11 protein-coding genes are annotated in these 15,280 nt (G+C 58.2%); 4 read left to right on the forward strand and 7 right to left on the reverse strand.

Translation table 11 applies throughout. The features are described 5' to 3' along the window. Positions 1-363 precede the first annotated feature (363 nt). The gene (gene arcB, locus LB453_RS19960) at positions 364-2,697 is read right to left on the reverse strand and encodes an aerobic respiration two-component sensor histidine kinase ArcB (protein ID WP_103793750.1); all 2,334 of its coding nucleotides are present in this window, start codon (positions 2,695-2,697) and stop codon (positions 364-366) included. A 28-nt stretch (positions 2,698-2,725) separates the two neighbouring features. Then, positions 2,726-2,977 carry a hypothetical protein gene (locus LB453_RS19965; RefSeq protein ID WP_103793749.1) on the reverse strand — a complete coding sequence of 84 codons (252 nt, stop codon included), beginning with the start codon at positions 2,975-2,977 and terminating at the stop codon, positions 2,726-2,728. 569 nt (positions 2,978-3,546) lie between these two features. Between LB453_RS19965 and gltB the strand changes: the two genes are divergently transcribed. Together gltB and LB453_RS19975 are read left to right on the forward strand one after the other, a co-directional pair. Continuing rightward, positions 3,547-8,016, forward strand: a complete 4,470-nt coding sequence (gene gltB / locus LB453_RS19970) for a glutamate synthase large subunit (protein ID WP_103793748.1) — start codon at positions 3,547-3,549, stop codon at positions 8,014-8,016. Positions 8,017-8,065: 49 nt separating this feature from the next. Continuing rightward, positions 8,066-9,484, forward strand: coding sequence for a glutamate synthase small subunit (locus LB453_RS19975; protein WP_103793747.1), 1,419 nt, complete (start codon positions 8,066-8,068; stop codon positions 9,482-9,484). A 52-nt stretch (positions 9,485-9,536) separates the two neighbouring features. On the opposite strand, the gene sspB is transcribed toward LB453_RS19975, so the two are convergent. From sspB to zapE, 5 genes are all read right to left on the reverse strand, one after another. Continuing rightward, positions 9,537-10,022, reverse strand: coding sequence for a ClpXP protease specificity-enhancing factor (gene sspB / locus LB453_RS19980; protein WP_103793746.1), 486 nt, complete (start codon positions 10,020-10,022; stop codon positions 9,537-9,539). A gap of 3 nt (positions 10,023-10,025) precedes the next feature. After that, positions 10,026-10,667 (reverse strand): stringent starvation protein SspA, encoded by a 642-nt coding sequence (sspA, locus tag LB453_RS19985; protein ID WP_033793297.1) that lies wholly within the window; start codon positions 10,665-10,667, stop codon positions 10,026-10,028. 327 nt (positions 10,668-10,994) lie between these two features. Further along, positions 10,995-11,387, reverse strand: a complete 393-nt coding sequence (gene rpsI / locus LB453_RS19990; protein ID WP_031375459.1) for a 30S ribosomal protein S9 — start codon at positions 11,385-11,387, stop codon at positions 10,995-10,997. Positions 11,388-11,402: 15 nt separating this feature from the next. Next, positions 11,403-11,831, reverse strand: coding sequence for a 50S ribosomal protein L13 (rplM, locus tag LB453_RS19995; RefSeq protein WP_033793286.1), 429 nt, complete (start codon positions 11,829-11,831; stop codon positions 11,403-11,405). Between the two features lie 228 nt (positions 11,832-12,059). Next, complete coding sequence (gene zapE, locus LB453_RS20000; protein WP_103793745.1) at positions 12,060-13,187, reverse strand: cell division protein ZapE; 1,128 nt, start codon at positions 13,185-13,187, stop codon at positions 12,060-12,062. A 175-nt stretch (positions 13,188-13,362) separates the two neighbouring features. On the opposite strand from zapE, the gene zapG reads away from it, so the two are divergent. Next, complete coding sequence (zapG, locus tag LB453_RS20005; RefSeq protein ID WP_033749631.1) at positions 13,363-13,764, forward strand: Z-ring associated protein ZapG; 402 nt, start codon at positions 13,363-13,365, stop codon at positions 13,762-13,764. Positions 13,765-13,875: 111 nt separating this feature from the next. After that, the gene (gene degQ / locus LB453_RS20010) at positions 13,876-15,246 is read left to right on the forward strand and encodes a serine endoprotease DegQ (RefSeq protein WP_103793744.1); all 1,371 of its coding nucleotides are present in this window, start codon (positions 13,876-13,878) and stop codon (positions 15,244-15,246) included. The last annotated feature ends 34 nt before the right edge of the window (positions 15,247-15,280 follow it).

Raw genomic sequence — 15,280 nt, forward strand, 5'->3', positions numbered from 1 at the left:
AAAAACCGCCGTGCGACTTTTTCGCTGCTTTAAGACCATGCTCTTGTCGTTACGACAGGCAAAAACCGCGCAAAAAATGCAACAATTGGTCAAAATGAGCGCAATGCAACGCAGAAATTAATTCCTTGCTTGACTGTGTTGCCAAATTAATGTTTTCTGTATTTAAACGCTGCTCAACATCACACATTTTAATGAATCTTTACCTGGTCATTGATGAATTTGCTAAGGTGATGACAGACGTTAACCGATACCACGCTGCTGCACTTAAACTCCTCCAAGTATAGCAACAGCGACTTTTTCCCTGGTGTTGGCGCAGTATTCGCGCACCCCGGTCTTCGACTGGGGTCATTTTTTTTCAGGCCTCTACTTTTCTCTTTCCGCTACCCAGTCGCGCAGCACCTGAACGTCATGTCGCCACTCGTGCTTTAACTCTTCCACCCATTCACCTACGTTGTCCCACCATGCCGGCAGCTCCGGGCTCTGGATCTGTTTCGCAACCTGTTGCAGATGCTGTAGCCCTACCGATCCCGCAGCGCCTTTGATTTTGTGTCCCTCTTCCGCAATGCCTTTTTGATCGCGCGCCATCAGATTCGAATCGAGCACCTCCAGATAGCCAGGCATCATCTGTTCAAACATCGTCAGGCTCTGCGTAATCAGGCCGGGACCAACCAGTTCGATATATTGCTCCAGCATCGGCACATCCAGCAGCGTGCGTCGCTTGTCGTCGCTTTCCGGGTGGGCAGCGTCAGCCTCGTCGCTCTGGTGATCCCAGAACTTCTTAATCATCGCGGTCAGCGCCGGAACCGAGAGCGGCTTACTCAGCACGTCGTCCATACCCGCCTCCAGGTACTCTTTCTTGTCCTTGAGCACGTTGGCGGTCAGCGCCACCAGCGGCGGCAGGCTGGCGTCTGGATAGCGCTGATGGATAGCGCGCGAAACGTCGAGTCCGGTCATATCCGGCAGCTGGATATCGAGCAGGGCGAGATCGAACTCCAGCGGGTCGAACATCTCCAGCGCGGCCTGGCCAGTCATGGCAACCTCAACGCTGCAGCCAAGCTTCTCCAGCACCGAGCGCGCCACAATCACGTTCAGCTCGATATCTTCCACCAGCAAAACGTGCAGCGCCGGCAGCGGCATGCTGTCGTCTCTGCTGTCATCCTCGACCTCTTCCGCCACGCGCGGCGCCTTAATCAGCACGGTAAAGCAGGAGCCCTGTCCCGGCGCGCTGCGCACGGTGATATCGCCGCCCATCGCCTGCGCCAGACGGCGCGATACCGCCAGGCCGATGCCGGTGCCGGTCGCCGGCTTGCCGCCATGCTGATCTTTTACCTGATAGTACATGGCGAAAATTTTATCCTGCTCCTCCTGCGGAATGCCCTGTCCGGAGTCTTCCACCTCAAAGCGCAGCGTCTCGTTCGGCTCGTAGGCGACGCGCACCACGATTTCGCCCTGCTGGGTGAACTTCACCGCATTGCCGATCAGGTTCCACAGGATCTGGCGCAGGCGCGTGCCGTCGGCGCAAATTTTGTGCGGCAGCGGTAGCTGGGGTGCCATAACGAACTTCAGCCCTTTCGGCTGCGCCAGCAGCCCGGACAGGTTCTCCAGATCCGCCAGGAAGCCGGTGAAGTCGAGCGGCTGGTTATCCAGCTGCACTTTGCGGCGCTCGATCTTGTCGACTTCGATAACGTCGTTAAAGATGTTGCCGAGCGTAATTGCTGAAACGTGAATGGTTTTCAGGTATTTCAGCTGCTCCTGATTGAGATCGGTATCGAGCAGAATGCGGCTCAGGCCGACAATGCCGTTAAGCGGCGTACGCAGCTCGTGGCTGATAGTAGAGATAAAGGTGGTTTTCTCCCGGCTGGCGTTCTCCAGGGCGTCCTGGTAGCGCTTACGCTCGGTAATATCGCGGCCGAAGCCCATCAGCCCGCTGCGCTTGCCGACGCGGTCGTAGTAAGGCACCTTACGGATTTCAAAACAGGCCTTGCGTCCGTCCGGGTATTGCAGCCACTGTTCATAGGTGAGCGAGACGTTATGGCGGAAAACCTTCTCATCCGTCTCCAGCACTTTCGTCGCGGCGTCGTCGTCATAGATATCGCGCGGCGTCAGGCCAATCAGCTGCTTTTCGCTTTTGCCGGTCAGCAGCTCCATGGCGCGGTTACAGCCGGAGAACTGCTTGTCGATATTGCGGTAGAACACCAGATCGGGCGAGGCGTCGAGGAACGAGCGGAGAAACGAGGATTGCTGCTCCAGTTCTATCTGCGCCTGCTCGCGGCGAGCCATCTCTTCGCGCAGCTTATCCATTACCTGTTCGCGCGCCTGCTCCGCCTTAATACGATCGGTAATTTCCTGATTGAGCTGGGTGATGGTCTCTTTCATCTGCTGGTTCAGCTCTAAATCGCGGGTGCGCATCTCTTCCAGCTTGTCCACCAGCCGCGACAGACGCTGACGCGACTCCTCCAGCTGATCGACCACAACAGAGAGAAAGTAGACCGCCCAGGGCGTAATCAGCAGTCCGAAGAATACCGAGCGCACCACGTCGATGCTCTCGACATGCCCGCGCAGCACCATGGTCACCGCCATCTGTACTATCATCGCCAGCACCACCAGCGCTGACGCCAGCAGCAGCGAAAAACGCACCAGTCCCAGCTTAACCATCAAATCAACATAATACTGCGCCAGCAGGCGAATCTGTTTCATACGAACTCCCTGGAAAAGAACAGGCTCATCATAGCGTAATTATCCTGCCGATGGCGCGACGAAGCGCCGGAAAGCGCGCGTTATGCCCCGTTATGGTGCATCTGACGCCACGATCGCCGACGATAGCCGCGCTGGCGCTAAATTGCTTGACTAATTGCGCCAACCGAATAATCTGGAGGGCCGCCTGCTTTCCGGCGAGCATGATCCAGACCTTTCTTTTTCTTTGCCGACAGCCTCTTGTTGTCCCGGCACTGCTTTTCCTTTTTGCATAGCCATTCATTTTAACTGCCTGAATAATCGCGCCCGCTATGATTAATTTTACTTATGACGCCTGCGCATTTGCGGCAAAAAGGCTGTTATAAGAAAAACAGATACATGACGTGTGGGTAATCTGCTATCCAGCAGATTATGCTGTCAAACCCCGTCAAACCAGCACCTAAAAGGGATATGACGGCTGCATGACAGTGAGAGAGTTCACATTTCCGCCTGGCGGCGAGCGTTGCCGATAGCGCCTTTTTTGCCTGTAAAAACTAAACTATTCAAATAGTTAATTGATAAAAGCTGGCTAAAAAGACGACCAGGAACGCTATTTGACCTTATTCCGCTTTCCCGATAAGTTGGAAATCCGCTGGAAGCTTTCTGGACGGGTGCTCAACCCGTCATATTTATGCAGTAACAGAGATTCCCCCTGTAACAAGACCACGACGCTTGTGACAACGACGCCAAAGGCCAGACAGATGGGGCGACACAGGAGTGCAGCGCACGATGCGCGCCAGCCTGTCGCTTAGCACTTTCTGCGCCCGTAGCCCGACCAAAGGGAATCCACAGAGCCTGGGGAGGTTCACTGAAATGTTGTATGACAAATCCCTTGAAAAGGATAACTGTGGTTTCGGCCTCATCGCCCATATAGAAGGCGAACCTAGCCATAAGGTAGTGCGTACCGCAATCCACGCGCTGGCCCGTATGCAACACCGTGGCGCGATCCTTGCCGACGGCAAGACCGGCGACGGCTGTGGTCTGTTATTACAAAAACCTGACCGCTTCTTCCGCGTTGTCGCGGAGGAGAAGGGCTGGCGCCTGGCAAAAAATTACGCCGTAGGCATGCTGTTCCTCAGCCATGATGAGGAAGAGGCTCAGGCGAGCCGCCGCATTGTGGAAGAGGAAGTGGTCCGTGAAACCCTCTCTGTGGTCGGCTGGCGCGACGTGCCGGTCAATCAGGACGTGCTGGGAGAGATTGCCCTCTCCTCTATGCCGCGCATTCAGCAGCTGTTTATTAACGCCCCGGCCGGCTGGCGTCCGCGCGATATGGAGCGTCGCCTTTATATGGCGCGTCGCCGTGCGGAAAAGCGCATTGAGCAGACCGACGATAAAGCGTTCTACATTTGCAGCTTCTCAAACCAGGTCAATATCTATAAAGGCCTGTGTATGCCGGCTGACCTGCCGCGCTTCTATCTCGATCTGGCGGACCTGCGTCTGGAATCGGCTATCTGCCTGTTCCACCAGCGCTTCTCCACCAACACCGTGCCGCGCTGGCCGCTGGCGCAGCCGTTCCGCTATATGGCACATAACGGCGAAATCAACACCATTGCCGGTAACCGTCAATGGGCGCGCGCCCGCGCCTACAAATTCAACACGCCGCTGATCCCCGATCTGCAGAACGCCGGGCCGTTCGTCAATGAAACCGGCTCCGACTCCAGCTCGATGGACAACATGCTGGAGCTGTTCCTGAACGGCGGCATGGACCTGGTGCGCGCGATGCGCCTGCTGGTGCCGCCCGCCTGGCAGAACAACCCGGATATGGATCCAGAGCTGCGCGCCTTCTTCGACTTTAACTCCATGCATATGGAGCCGTGGGATGGCCCGGCGGGCATTGTAATGTCCGACGGCCGCTACGCCGCCTGTAACCTTGACCGTAACGGTCTGCGTCCGGCGCGCTACGTCATCACCAAAGACAAGCTGATCACCTGCGCCTCAGAAGTGGGCATCTGGGATTATCAGCCAGACGAAGTGGTGGAAAAAGGCCGCGTCGGCCCAGGCGAGCTGATGGTAATCGACACCCGCATCGGCCGCATTCTCCATTCGGCGGAAACTGACCACGATCTCAAGAGCCGCCATCCCTACAAAGAGTGGATGGAGAAAAACGTTAAGCGTCTGGTACCGTTCGAAGATCTGCCTGATAACCAGGTCGGCAGCCGCGAGCTGAACGATCCGCTGCTGGCAACTTACCAGAAGCAGTTCGGCTACAGCAGCGAAGAGCTTGATACCATTATTCGCGTACTGGGCGAGAACGGCCAGGAAGCGGTCGGCTCGATGGGCGACGACACGCCGTTTGCCGTGCTCTCCAGCCGCCCGCGCATTATTTATGACTATTTCCGCCAGCAGTTCGCGCAGGTCACCAACCCGCCGATCGATCCGCTGCGCGAAAATCACGTTATGTCGCTGGCCACCAGCATCGGTCGCGAGATGAATGTCTTCTGCGAAGCGGAAGGCCAGGCGCATCGCGTCAGCTTTAAGTCCCCTATCCTGCTCTGGTCTGACTTTAATCAGCTGACCACTCTGGAAGGTGAATACTATCGCGCCGATACGCTCGACTGCACCTTCGACCCGGCGACGCAGACCCTGGAACAGGCAGTGCACGCGCTGTGCGACGAGGCGGAGCGTATGGTGCGCAACGGCACCGTGCTGCTGGTGCTCTCCGATCGCGCCATCGCCGAAAACCGCCTGCCGGTTCCGGCACCGATGATCGTCGGCGCGGTGCAGACGCGTCTGGTAGAGAAAAGCCTGCGCTGCGACGCCAACATTATCGTTGAGACCGCCAGCGCGCGCGATCCGCACCACTTCGCCGTCCTGCTCGGCTTTGGCGCGACCGCGATTTATCCTTACCTGGCCTATGAATCGCTGGCGAAGATGGTCGACAGCAACGTTATCGAAAAAGATTACCGCGCCGTGATGCTGAACTACCGTAACGGCATCAATAAAGGCCTGTATAAGATCATGTCCAAAATGGGCATCTCGACCATCGCCTCCTATCGCTGCTCGAAACTGTTTGAAGCGGTGGGCCTGCATGCGGATGTATCCAGCCTCTGCTTCCAGGGCGTGGTCAGCCGCATCAGCGGCGCCAGCTTCGCCGACTTCCAGCAGGATCTGACCAACCTGGCGAAGCGTGCCTGGCTGCAGCGCAAGCCGCTGGATCAGGGCGGCCTGCTGAAGTATGTCTACGGCGGCGAGTATCACGCCTATAACCCGGACGTGGTGGGGACGCTGCAACGCGCCGTAGAAAGCGGCGAATACAGCGACTATCAGGCCTATGCGAAGCTGGTAAACGAGCGTCCGGTCGCGACGCTGCGCGATCTGCTGGCGCTGCAGCCTGGCACCGGCGCAGTGCATATCGACGACGTCGAGCCGGCCAGCGAGCTGTTTAAACGCTTTGATACCGCAGCGATGTCTATCGGCGCGCTCAGCCCGGAGGCGCATGAGGCGCTGGCCGAAGCGATGAACTCCCTCGGCGGCTACTCTAACTCCGGCGAAGGCGGCGAAGATCCGGCGCGCTACGGCACCAGTAAAGTGTCGCGTATCAAACAGGTCGCCTCGGGCCGCTTCGGCGTCACGCCAGCCTACCTGGCCAACGCCGACGTGATCCAGATTAAAGTGGCGCAGGGCGCGAAGCCAGGCGAAGGCGGTCAGCTGCCGGGCGACAAAGTCACGCCCTACATCGCGAAGCTGCGCTACTCGGTGCCGGGCGTCACGCTGATTTCGCCGCCGCCGCATCACGATATCTACTCGATTGAAGATCTGGCGCAGCTGATTTTCGACCTGAAGCAGGTTAACCCCAAAGCGATGATTTCGGTGAAGCTGGTCTCGGAGCCAGGCGTTGGCACCATCGCCACCGGCGTGGCGAAAGCCTATGCCGACCTGATCACCATCGCCGGCTATGACGGCGGCACCGGCGCCAGCCCGTTAAGCTCGGTGAAATATGCGGGCTGCCCGTGGGAGCTTGGCCTGGTGGAAACCCAGCAGGCGCTGGTCTCCAACGGTCTGCGCCACAAGATCCGTCTACAGGTCGACGGCGGCCTGAAAACCGGCCTCGACATTATTAAAGCGGCGATCCTCGGCGCAGAGAGCTTCGGCTTCGGCACCGGGCCGATGGTGGCGCTGGGCTGTAAATATCTGCGTATCTGTCACCTGAACAACTGCGCAACTGGCGTAGCGACCCAGGACGACAAGCTGCGTAAGAACCACTATCACGGCCTGCCCTTCAAGGTAACTAACTACTTTGAATTTATCGCGCGCGAAACCCGCGAGCTGATGGCCAGCCTGGGCGTGAAGCGTCTGACTGACCTTATCGGCCGCACCGATCTGCTGAAAGAGCTGGATGGCTTCACCGCCAAGCAGCAGAACCTGGATCTCTCGTCGCTGCTGAAAACCGCGACGCCGATGCCGGGCAAAGCGCTGCACTGCACCGAAGGCAGCAACCCGCCTTTCGACAAGGGCGAGCTGAATAAAGCGCTGCATGACCAGGCGATGCCGTTTGTGGAAGCGAGACAGAGCAAGACGTTCTTCTTTGATATTCGCAACACCGACCGCTCCGTAGGCGCGACGCTCTCTGGTGCTATCGCGGCGATCCACGGCGATCAGGGCCTGGCGGCAGATCCGATCCGCGCGCACTTTTCCGGCACCGCCGGTCAGAGCTTCGGCGTGTGGAACGCAGGCGGCGTCGAACTGACGCTGACCGGCGACGCCAACGACTACGTCGGCAAGGGAATGGCGGGCGGCATGCTGGCGATTCGTCCGCCGGTAGGCTCCGCGTTCCGTAGCCATGAGGCGACCATTGCGGGCAACACCTGCCTTTATGGCGCGACGGGCGGCAAGCTGTTCGCCGCAGGCCGCGCGGGCGAGCGTTTCGCGGTGCGCAACTCGGGCGCGATCACGGTAGTCGAGGGGATCGGCGACAACGGATGTGAATATATGACCGGCGGCATCGTCTGCGTGCTGGGCCGCACCGGCGTTAACTTCGGCGCTGGCATGACGGGCGGCTTCGCCTACGTGCTGGATGAAGACGGTGAGTTCCGCAAGCGCGTCAACCCGGAGCTGGTAGAAGTGCTCAACGTCGACGAGCTGGCGATCCATGAAGAGCACCTGCGCGGTCTGATCACCGAGCATGTGCAGCACACCGGCTCCAGCCGTGGCGAAGAGATCCTCGCCAACTGGCCGCTCTGGTCGTCGCGCTTCGCGCTGGTTAAACCGAAGTCCAGCGACGTTAAAGCGTTGCTGGGTCACCGCAGTCGTTCCGCAGCCGAGCTGCGCGTGCAGGCACAGTAATAGTTCGTCCTGCCCGGTGCGCCGGGCAGGATAGCCGTAAGAGGTTACGATGAGTCAAAACGTCTATCAATTTATCGACCTGCAGCGCGTTGATCCGCCAAAGAAGCCGCTGAAAATTCGTAAAATTGAGTTTGTAGAAATTTATGAGCCCTTTTCTGACAGCCAGGTGAAGGCGCAGGCCGATCGCTGTCTCTCCTGCGGTAACCCTTACTGCGAGTGGAAGTGTCCGGTTCACAACTACATCCCTAACTGGCTGAAGCTGGCGAACGAAGGCCGCATTATTGAAGCGGCGGAGCTGTCGCATCAGACCAACAGCCTGCCGGAAGTCTGCGGACGCGTCTGTCCGCAGGACCGTCTGTGCGAAGGTTCCTGCACCCTGAACGATGAGTTCGGCGCGGTCACCATCGGCAATATCGAGCGCTACATCAACGATAAAGCGATGGAGATGGGCTGGCGGCCAGATATGTCGCACGTTAAACCGACCGGCAAGCGCGTGGCGATTATCGGCGCGGGTCCGGCGGGCCTCGCCTGTGCGGACGTGCTGACGCGCAACGGCGTTAAAGCGGTGGTTTACGATCGCCATCCAGAAATCGGCGGCCTGCTGACCTTCGGCATTCCGTCGTTCAAACTGGAAAAAGAGGTGATGATCAAACGCCGCGAGCTCTTTACCGAAATGGGCATTGAGTTCCAGCTGAATACGGAAGTGGGCCGCGACGTGCAGATGAGCGACCTGGTGAATGCCTATGACGCGGTCTTCCTCGGCGTCGGCACCTATCAGTCGATGCGCGGCGGGCTGGAGAACGAGGATGCGCCGGGCGTCTATGACGCGCTGCCGTTCCTGATCGCCAATACCAAACACACCATGGGCTTTGCGCAGCAGGACGATCAGCCCTACATAAATATGGAAGGCAAGCGCGTGGTGGTGCTGGGCGGTGGCGATACCGCGATGGACTGCGTACGCACCTCTATCCGTCAGGGTGCGACGCACGTCACCTGCGCCTATCGCCGCGACGAAGCCAACATGCCAGGTTCAAAACGCGAGGTGAAAAACGCGCGTGAAGAGGGCGTAGAGTTTCAGTTTAACGTGCAGCCGCTGGGCATCGAAATCAACGCCAGCGGTCGCGTCAGCGGCGTAAAAGTGGCGCGCACCGAGATGGGCCAGCCGGATGCGGCAGGACGTCGCCGCGCGGAGATCGTGGCCGGCTCCGAGCATGTACTGCCCGCAGACGCGGTCGTTATGGCGTTTGGCTTCCGTCCGCACAAAATGGAGTGGCTGGCCGACTTCAGCGTAGAGCTGGACGGTCAGGGACGCATTATCGCGCCGGAACAGGCTGAAAGCGCCTTCCAGACCAGCAACCCGAAAATCTTCGCCGGCGGCGATGCGGTGCGCGGTTCGGATCTGGTGGTAACGGCGATTGCCGAAGGGCGCAAAGCCGCCGAAGGCATCATGGACTATCTGGAAGTGTAAGGTTCACGCAGCGACAAAAAAGCCGGCTATCGCAGCCGGCTTTTTTTATGCTCTATTTCACCACGCGCAGCGACGGGCGATTGCCGCGCGGCGGCGGATCGTCATCCGGCGAGGGATCCTCTTCAGGAGCGTCGTCCGGGCGGTCACCATCGATCACTGACATAACAGGATCGACCGGCGCCTCTTCAGCGTCCTGCACGCCCAGCTCGTAGGCCGGCTCCGGCTCAAACATGGTGCCCGCGCCGTTTTCCCGCGCGTAGATCGCCAGAATCGCAGCCATCGGCACCGAGACCTGGCGCGGCACGCCGCCGAAACGCGCGTTGAAGCGCACTTCGTCATTGCCCAGCTCCAGATTACCCACCGCACGCGGCGCAATGTTCAGCACAATCTGTCCATCGCGCGCGTATTCCAGCGGCACCTGAACCCCTTCCAGATTGATGTCGACCACCAGATGCGGCGTTAGCTGGTTGTCGAGCAACCAGTCGTAAAAGGCGCGCAGCAGGTAAGGACGGCGGGCTGAGAGTTGCGACATTTCCATAGGTTAGCCCCGGGCTTGCAGGCGCATTTCACGTTCCGCTTCCGTCAGTGAAGCGAGGAAAGAGTCACGCTCAAATACGCGATTCATGTAGCCTTTCAGCTCTTTCGAACCGGCGCCAGCCAGATCGATGCCCATTGACGGCAGACGCCACAGCAGCGGTGCCAGGTAGCAGTCTACCAGGCTAAACTCTTCGCTCATAAAGAACGGGGTGCGGGCGAACAGCGGCGCAATTGCCAGCAGCTCTTCGCGCAGCTGCTTGCGCGCGGCTTCCGCTTCCTGACCGCTGCTTTTTTCAATGATGTGCATCAGGCTATACCAGTCCTGCTCGACGCGGTGCATCATCAGACGGCTTTCGCCGCGCGCAACCGGGTAGACCGGCATCAGCGGCGGATGCGGGAAGCGCTCGTCCAGGTACTCCATGATGATACGCGATTCATACAGCGTCAGTTCGCGATCTACCAGCGTCGGCACAGTGCGATACGGGTTGAGGTCAATCAGATCCTGCGGCAGGTTATCCATTTCGACCTGCTCGATCTCTACACTAACGCCTTTTTCAGCCAGTACGATGCGTACCTGATGGCTGAAAATGTCAGTAGGACCGGAAAACAGCGTCATTACCGAACGTTTGTTGGCAGCGACAGCCATGAAAACCTCCAAGTTTGTTCACAAAAAGTTACTGCGAATAGCCAACCACACGGCGACTCACCTGCTCAATCGTTCGCTCACAGCCCGCGTAAGATCTGTCTTTCCGACATCCTGAGGGTTGACCGACATCACACGCCGACTTATGGGCGCAAAGTGACACAGAGTTTACCAGATTTTGGGCAGCTTGTGGGCGAGGATTCGAGATTTGCGGGGAATTTGCGAGCAGCGCAGGGGTTTTACGCGTTTTTTGACGCAACGGGGTAGAAAATAAAAAACCCGCCGAAGCGGGTTTTTTGTGCCAATCGCAGCAGCCGAAGCCGCAAACAATTAACGCTTGGAGAACTGCGGACGACGGCGTGCTTTACGCAGACCGACTTTCTTACGTTCAACCTGACGCGCGTCACGGGTAACGAAGCCCGCTTTACGCAGTTCAGCACGCAGAGATTCGTCGTACTCCATCAGAGCGCGGGTGATGCCGTGACGGATCGCACCTGCCTGACCAGAAATACCACCACCTTTAACGGTGACGTACAGATCGAATTTACCAACCAGGTCCAGCAGCTCCAGCGGCTGACGAACTACCATGCGGGCAGTTTCGCGACCGAAATACTGTTCCAGAGAACGTTGGTTGATAACGATGTTGCCACTGCCCGGCTTGATAAATACGCGAGCGGTGGAGCTTTTGCGGCGACCAGTGCCGTAGTTTTGAGTTTCAGCCATTGCCTGTAATCCCGATTAAATGTCAAGAACTTGCGGTTGCTGTGCCGCATGGGTGTGCTCGTTGCCCGCGTAAACTTTCAGCTTACGGAACATTGCACGGCCCAGCGGGCCCTTCGGCAGCATGCCTTTAACCGCGATTTCAATCACACGCTCAGGACGGCGAGCAATCATCTCTTCAAAGGTCGCCTGTTTGATACCACCGATGTGGCCAGTGTGGTGATAGTAAATCTTGTCAGTACGCTTGTTGCCGGTAACGGCGACTTTGTCAGCGTTCAGAACGATGATGTAATCACCGGTATCAACGTGCGGAGTATATTCCGCTTTATGCTTACCACGCAGACGGCGCGCCAGTTCAGTCGCCAGGCGACCCAAGGTTTTGCCAGTTGCGTCAACAACATACCAGTCACGCTGTACGGTTTCTGGTTTAGCTGTAAAAGTTTTCATCGAAAAGCTTACCCAAATTAAGTTACACGTTGGTGAAAACCCAAACGCTTAAGTAAACGGTTGAGGCTCACACGACCATTTTGACCAGCAAGCCTACCCCTTCGGATAGAGTTACCGGAGCACAACGGATTCGGGAAATAAATCCAGTTGCTGTAACGTGGGGTCGCAAGATTATAGAGAAGTCGATTGCAAAAATCGAACCCTATTTGATCTTTTTCTTGCGCCCTCTCAGGGCAGATGCGGCAGGCGCAAATACTCCTCGCTCTGCATTTCCTGCAGACGCGACAGGCAGCGCTGATACTCAAATTTCAGCCGCGTGCCCTGATAGATTTCGAACAGCGAGGTTTCCGCCGCGACCACCAGCTTGACGTGACGCTCGTAGAACTCATCCACCAGCGCGAGGAAGCGCCGCGCCTGATCCTCGGTTTTATAGATCATCACCGGCACGTCGTAGAGCAGCACGCTGTGAAAACGGCGCGACAGCTCGATATAGTCATGCTGGCTGCGCCCTTCTCCGCACAGCGTCAGGAAATCGATCGCCAGCACCCCTTCGCTGACGCCCAGCGTCGCCATCTGGCGATGGTTAATCTCCAGCACCGGCGCGTCGTCGCGCGCGCTGCCCGCCAGCGCCTTAAACATACGCTCCATCTCGGCGTGGGTCGCCTCGTTCAGCGGCGCGTTCCACAGGTGCGCCGAGGTCAGCGTGCGCAGGCGGTAGTCGATGCCAGCATCGACGTTCATCACGTCGCAGTGCTGTTTGATCTGCTCAATCGCCGGCAGAAAGCGCGCGCGCTGCAGGCCGTTGCGATAGAGCTCGTCCGGCGGAATGTTTGAGGTCGCTACCAGCGTAATGCCGCGCGCGAAGAGCGCCTCCATCAGCGTGCCGAGCAGCATAGCGTCGGTAATGTCGGAGACGAAAAATTCGTCGAAGCAGAGAATGTCCGTTTCGGCTTTAAAGCGGTCGGCAATGATCAGCAGCGGGTCGCTCTGCCCCTGCAGCTGCGTCAGCTCTTCATGCACGCGCAGCATAAATCGGTGAAAGTGCAGACGCAGTTTGCGGTTGCCAGGAATAGACTGAAAAAACAGATCCATGACCCAGGTTTTACCGCGTCCTACGCCGCCCCACATATAGAGGCCACGCACCGGCGCCTGCGCGTCGGTTTTCTCTTTGCCCATCAGTCTGGACAGGCGGCCGAACAATCCTTTGCCGCTGGCGGGCTGCTCGGGCTGGCGTGCAAGTAAGGCCCGCTGAACGGCGTCCAGTCGGGTAATTGCATCGCGTTGTACATCATCGGGTTTAAAGTCGCCCTGCGACAGCGCCTGCTCATAGCGCGCAAGCGGAGATAAGGTTTGCATGGTTCTCTCAGAATCCCTGAAAAGGTCTTATTCACAGTTCGGTTGACGAAAAAAAGGCCGCCCTACACTAAGGCATGCCGCCTCAGAGTTCCACATCCATAAGATTAACGGGTATAGTGACTACTATTGAAATGGTGGATGCCCTACAAACAACGGAAATTACATGGGAGTCATTATGACCTGGGAATACGGGTTAATTGGTTTAGTCATTGGCATTATTGTCGGCGCGGTTGCCATGCGTTTCGGTAACAAAAAACTGCGCGAACAGCGCAGCATGCAGTATGAGCTGGAGAAATCCAAAGCAGAGCTGGCGGACTACCGCGAAGAGCTGACTAACCACTTTGCACAGAGCGCCGAGCTGCTGGATAACATGGCGCGCGACTACCGCCAGCTTTATCAGCATATGGCAAAAGGATCGAACGATCTGCTGCCGAACCTGCCGGGCGAGAAAAACCCCTTTGCCTATCAGCTGACGGAAGCGGAAGCGGATAACGATCAGGCACCGGTTCAGATCCCGCGCGACTATTCCGAAGGCGCGTCAGGCCTGCTGCGCGGCGAACGCGCTGCGCGCGACTAATCTTATTGGGGCGTAACCCGGTTGCGCCCCGCATTTTTGCGAACCCAGACCCTGAATCAGCTGTCACATACGTTTACTCCCCCCACTATTCGCAGCGAGAGCGTTGTAGCAATGAAAAAACAAGCACGTCTGTTAAGCGCATTAGCCTTGAGTATCGGAATGAGCCTGGCCGCAACGCCTGCGGCGATGGCGACCCTGCCCGCGCAGATTCAGGGCCAGCCGCTGCCCAGCCTGGCACCGATGCTGGAAAAAGTGTTGCCGGCGGTGGTCAGCGTTCATGTTGAAGGTACGGAAACCGCCAGCCAGGCGCAGGATATTCCCGAGCCGTTGAAGCGCTTCTTCGGTCAGGGGCCGGGCGGCGATCAGGCGCAGCCGTTCGAGGGGCTGGGCTCCGGCGTAATTATCGACGCGGCTAAGGGCTACATCCTCACCAACAACCACGTGGTCAACGGCGCGGACAAGATCAGCGTGCAGCTGGGTGACGGCAGCGAATATGATGCGAAGCTGATTGGTCATGACGAACAGACCGATATCGCGCTGATTCAGGTAGAAGGCGCGAAGAATTTGACGCAGGTGAAGATCGCCGACTCCGATCAGCTGAAAGTTGGCGATTTCGCCGTGGCGATCGGCAACCCGTTCGGGCTGGGCCAGACCGCCACCTCCGGCATTATCTCGGCGCTGGGCCGCAGCGGACTTAATCTGGAAGGGCTGGAAAACTTTATTCAGACCGACGCCGCGATTAACCGCGGCAACTCCGGCGGCGCGCTGGTCAATCTCAACGGCGAGCTGATCGGTATCAACACCGCGATTCTGGCGTCGAGCGGCGGCAATATCGGCATCGGCTTTGCGATCCCGAGCGACATGGCGATGAACCTGGCGCAGCAGCTGATCAAATATGGCGAAGTGAAGCGCGGCCAGCTCGGCATCAAGGGCACCGAGATGACGGCGGATATCGCCAAGGCGTTTAATGTCGATGCACAGCGCGGCGCCTTCGTTTCGGAAGTGCTGCCGCAGTCCGCCGCACAGAAAGCGGGCGTTAAGTCAGGGGATATCATCACCTCGATTAATGACAAGCCGATCACCAGCTTCGCCGAACTGCGCGTAAAAGTGGGCACCACCGCGCCGGGCGAGAAAGTGAAGCTCGGCCTGCTGCGCGACGGCAAACCGCTGTCGGTAGAGGTGACGCTGGAGCAAAGCGCTCAGACCACCGCCAGCGCGCAGCTGATGTCGCCTGCGCTGCAGGGCGCGATGCTGAGCGACGGCGCGACCAAAACCGGCGACAAGGGCGTGAAGATCGACAGCATCGAAAAAGGCACGCCGGCTGAGCAGGTCGGGCTACAAAAAGATGACGTGATTGTTGGCGTGAACCGCACGCGCGTCACCAGCCTTGCCGAGATGCGCAAAGTGCTGGAGGGCAAACCGCCGGTGCTGGCGCTGAACGTGGTGCGCGGCGACGAGTCTATCTACCTGCTGCTGCGTTAATTCCTGCTACAGGCGAACAACACAAGCGCGTGTT

Origin of the sequence: Pantoea agglomerans (assembly GCF_020149765.1) — a bacterium.
Classification (GTDB): Bacteria; Pseudomonadota; Gammaproteobacteria; order Enterobacterales; family Enterobacteriaceae; genus Pantoea; species Pantoea alvi.

Bases quoted from the DNA above. Each gene is read 5' to 3' on its own strand.
- zapE (WP_103793745.1), bottom strand. From the start codon at position 13,187: ATGCAAACCTTATCTCCGCTTGCGCGCTATGAGCAGGCGCTGTCGCAG.
- sspA (WP_033793297.1), bottom strand. From the start codon at position 10,667: ATGGCTGTCGCTGCCAACAAACGTTCGGTAATGACGCTGTTTTCCGGT.
- degQ (WP_103793744.1), top strand. From the start codon at position 13,876: ATGAAAAAACAAGCACGTCTGTTAAGCGCATTAGCCTTGAGTATCGGA.
- zapG (WP_033749631.1), top strand. From the start codon at position 13,363: ATGACCTGGGAATACGGGTTAATTGGTTTAGTCATTGGCATTATTGTC.
- rpsI (WP_031375459.1), bottom strand. From the start codon at position 11,387: ATGGCTGAAACTCAAAACTACGGCACTGGTCGCCGCAAAAGCTCCACC.
- gltB (WP_103793748.1), top strand. From the start codon at position 3,547: ATGTTGTATGACAAATCCCTTGAAAAGGATAACTGTGGTTTCGGCCTC.
- rplM (WP_033793286.1), bottom strand. From the start codon at position 11,831: ATGAAAACTTTTACAGCTAAACCAGAAACCGTACAGCGTGACTGGTAT.
- LB453_RS19975 (WP_103793747.1), top strand. From the start codon at position 8,066: ATGAGTCAAAACGTCTATCAATTTATCGACCTGCAGCGCGTTGATCCG.
- arcB (WP_103793750.1), bottom strand. From the start codon at position 2,697: ATGAAACAGATTCGCCTGCTGGCGCAGTATTATGTTGATTTGATGGTT.
- LB453_RS19965 (WP_103793749.1), bottom strand. From the start codon at position 2,977: ATGAATGGCTATGCAAAAAGGAAAAGCAGTGCCGGGACAACAAGAGGC.
- sspB (WP_103793746.1), bottom strand. From the start codon at position 10,022: ATGGAAATGTCGCAACTCTCAGCCCGCCGTCCTTACCTGCTGCGCGCC.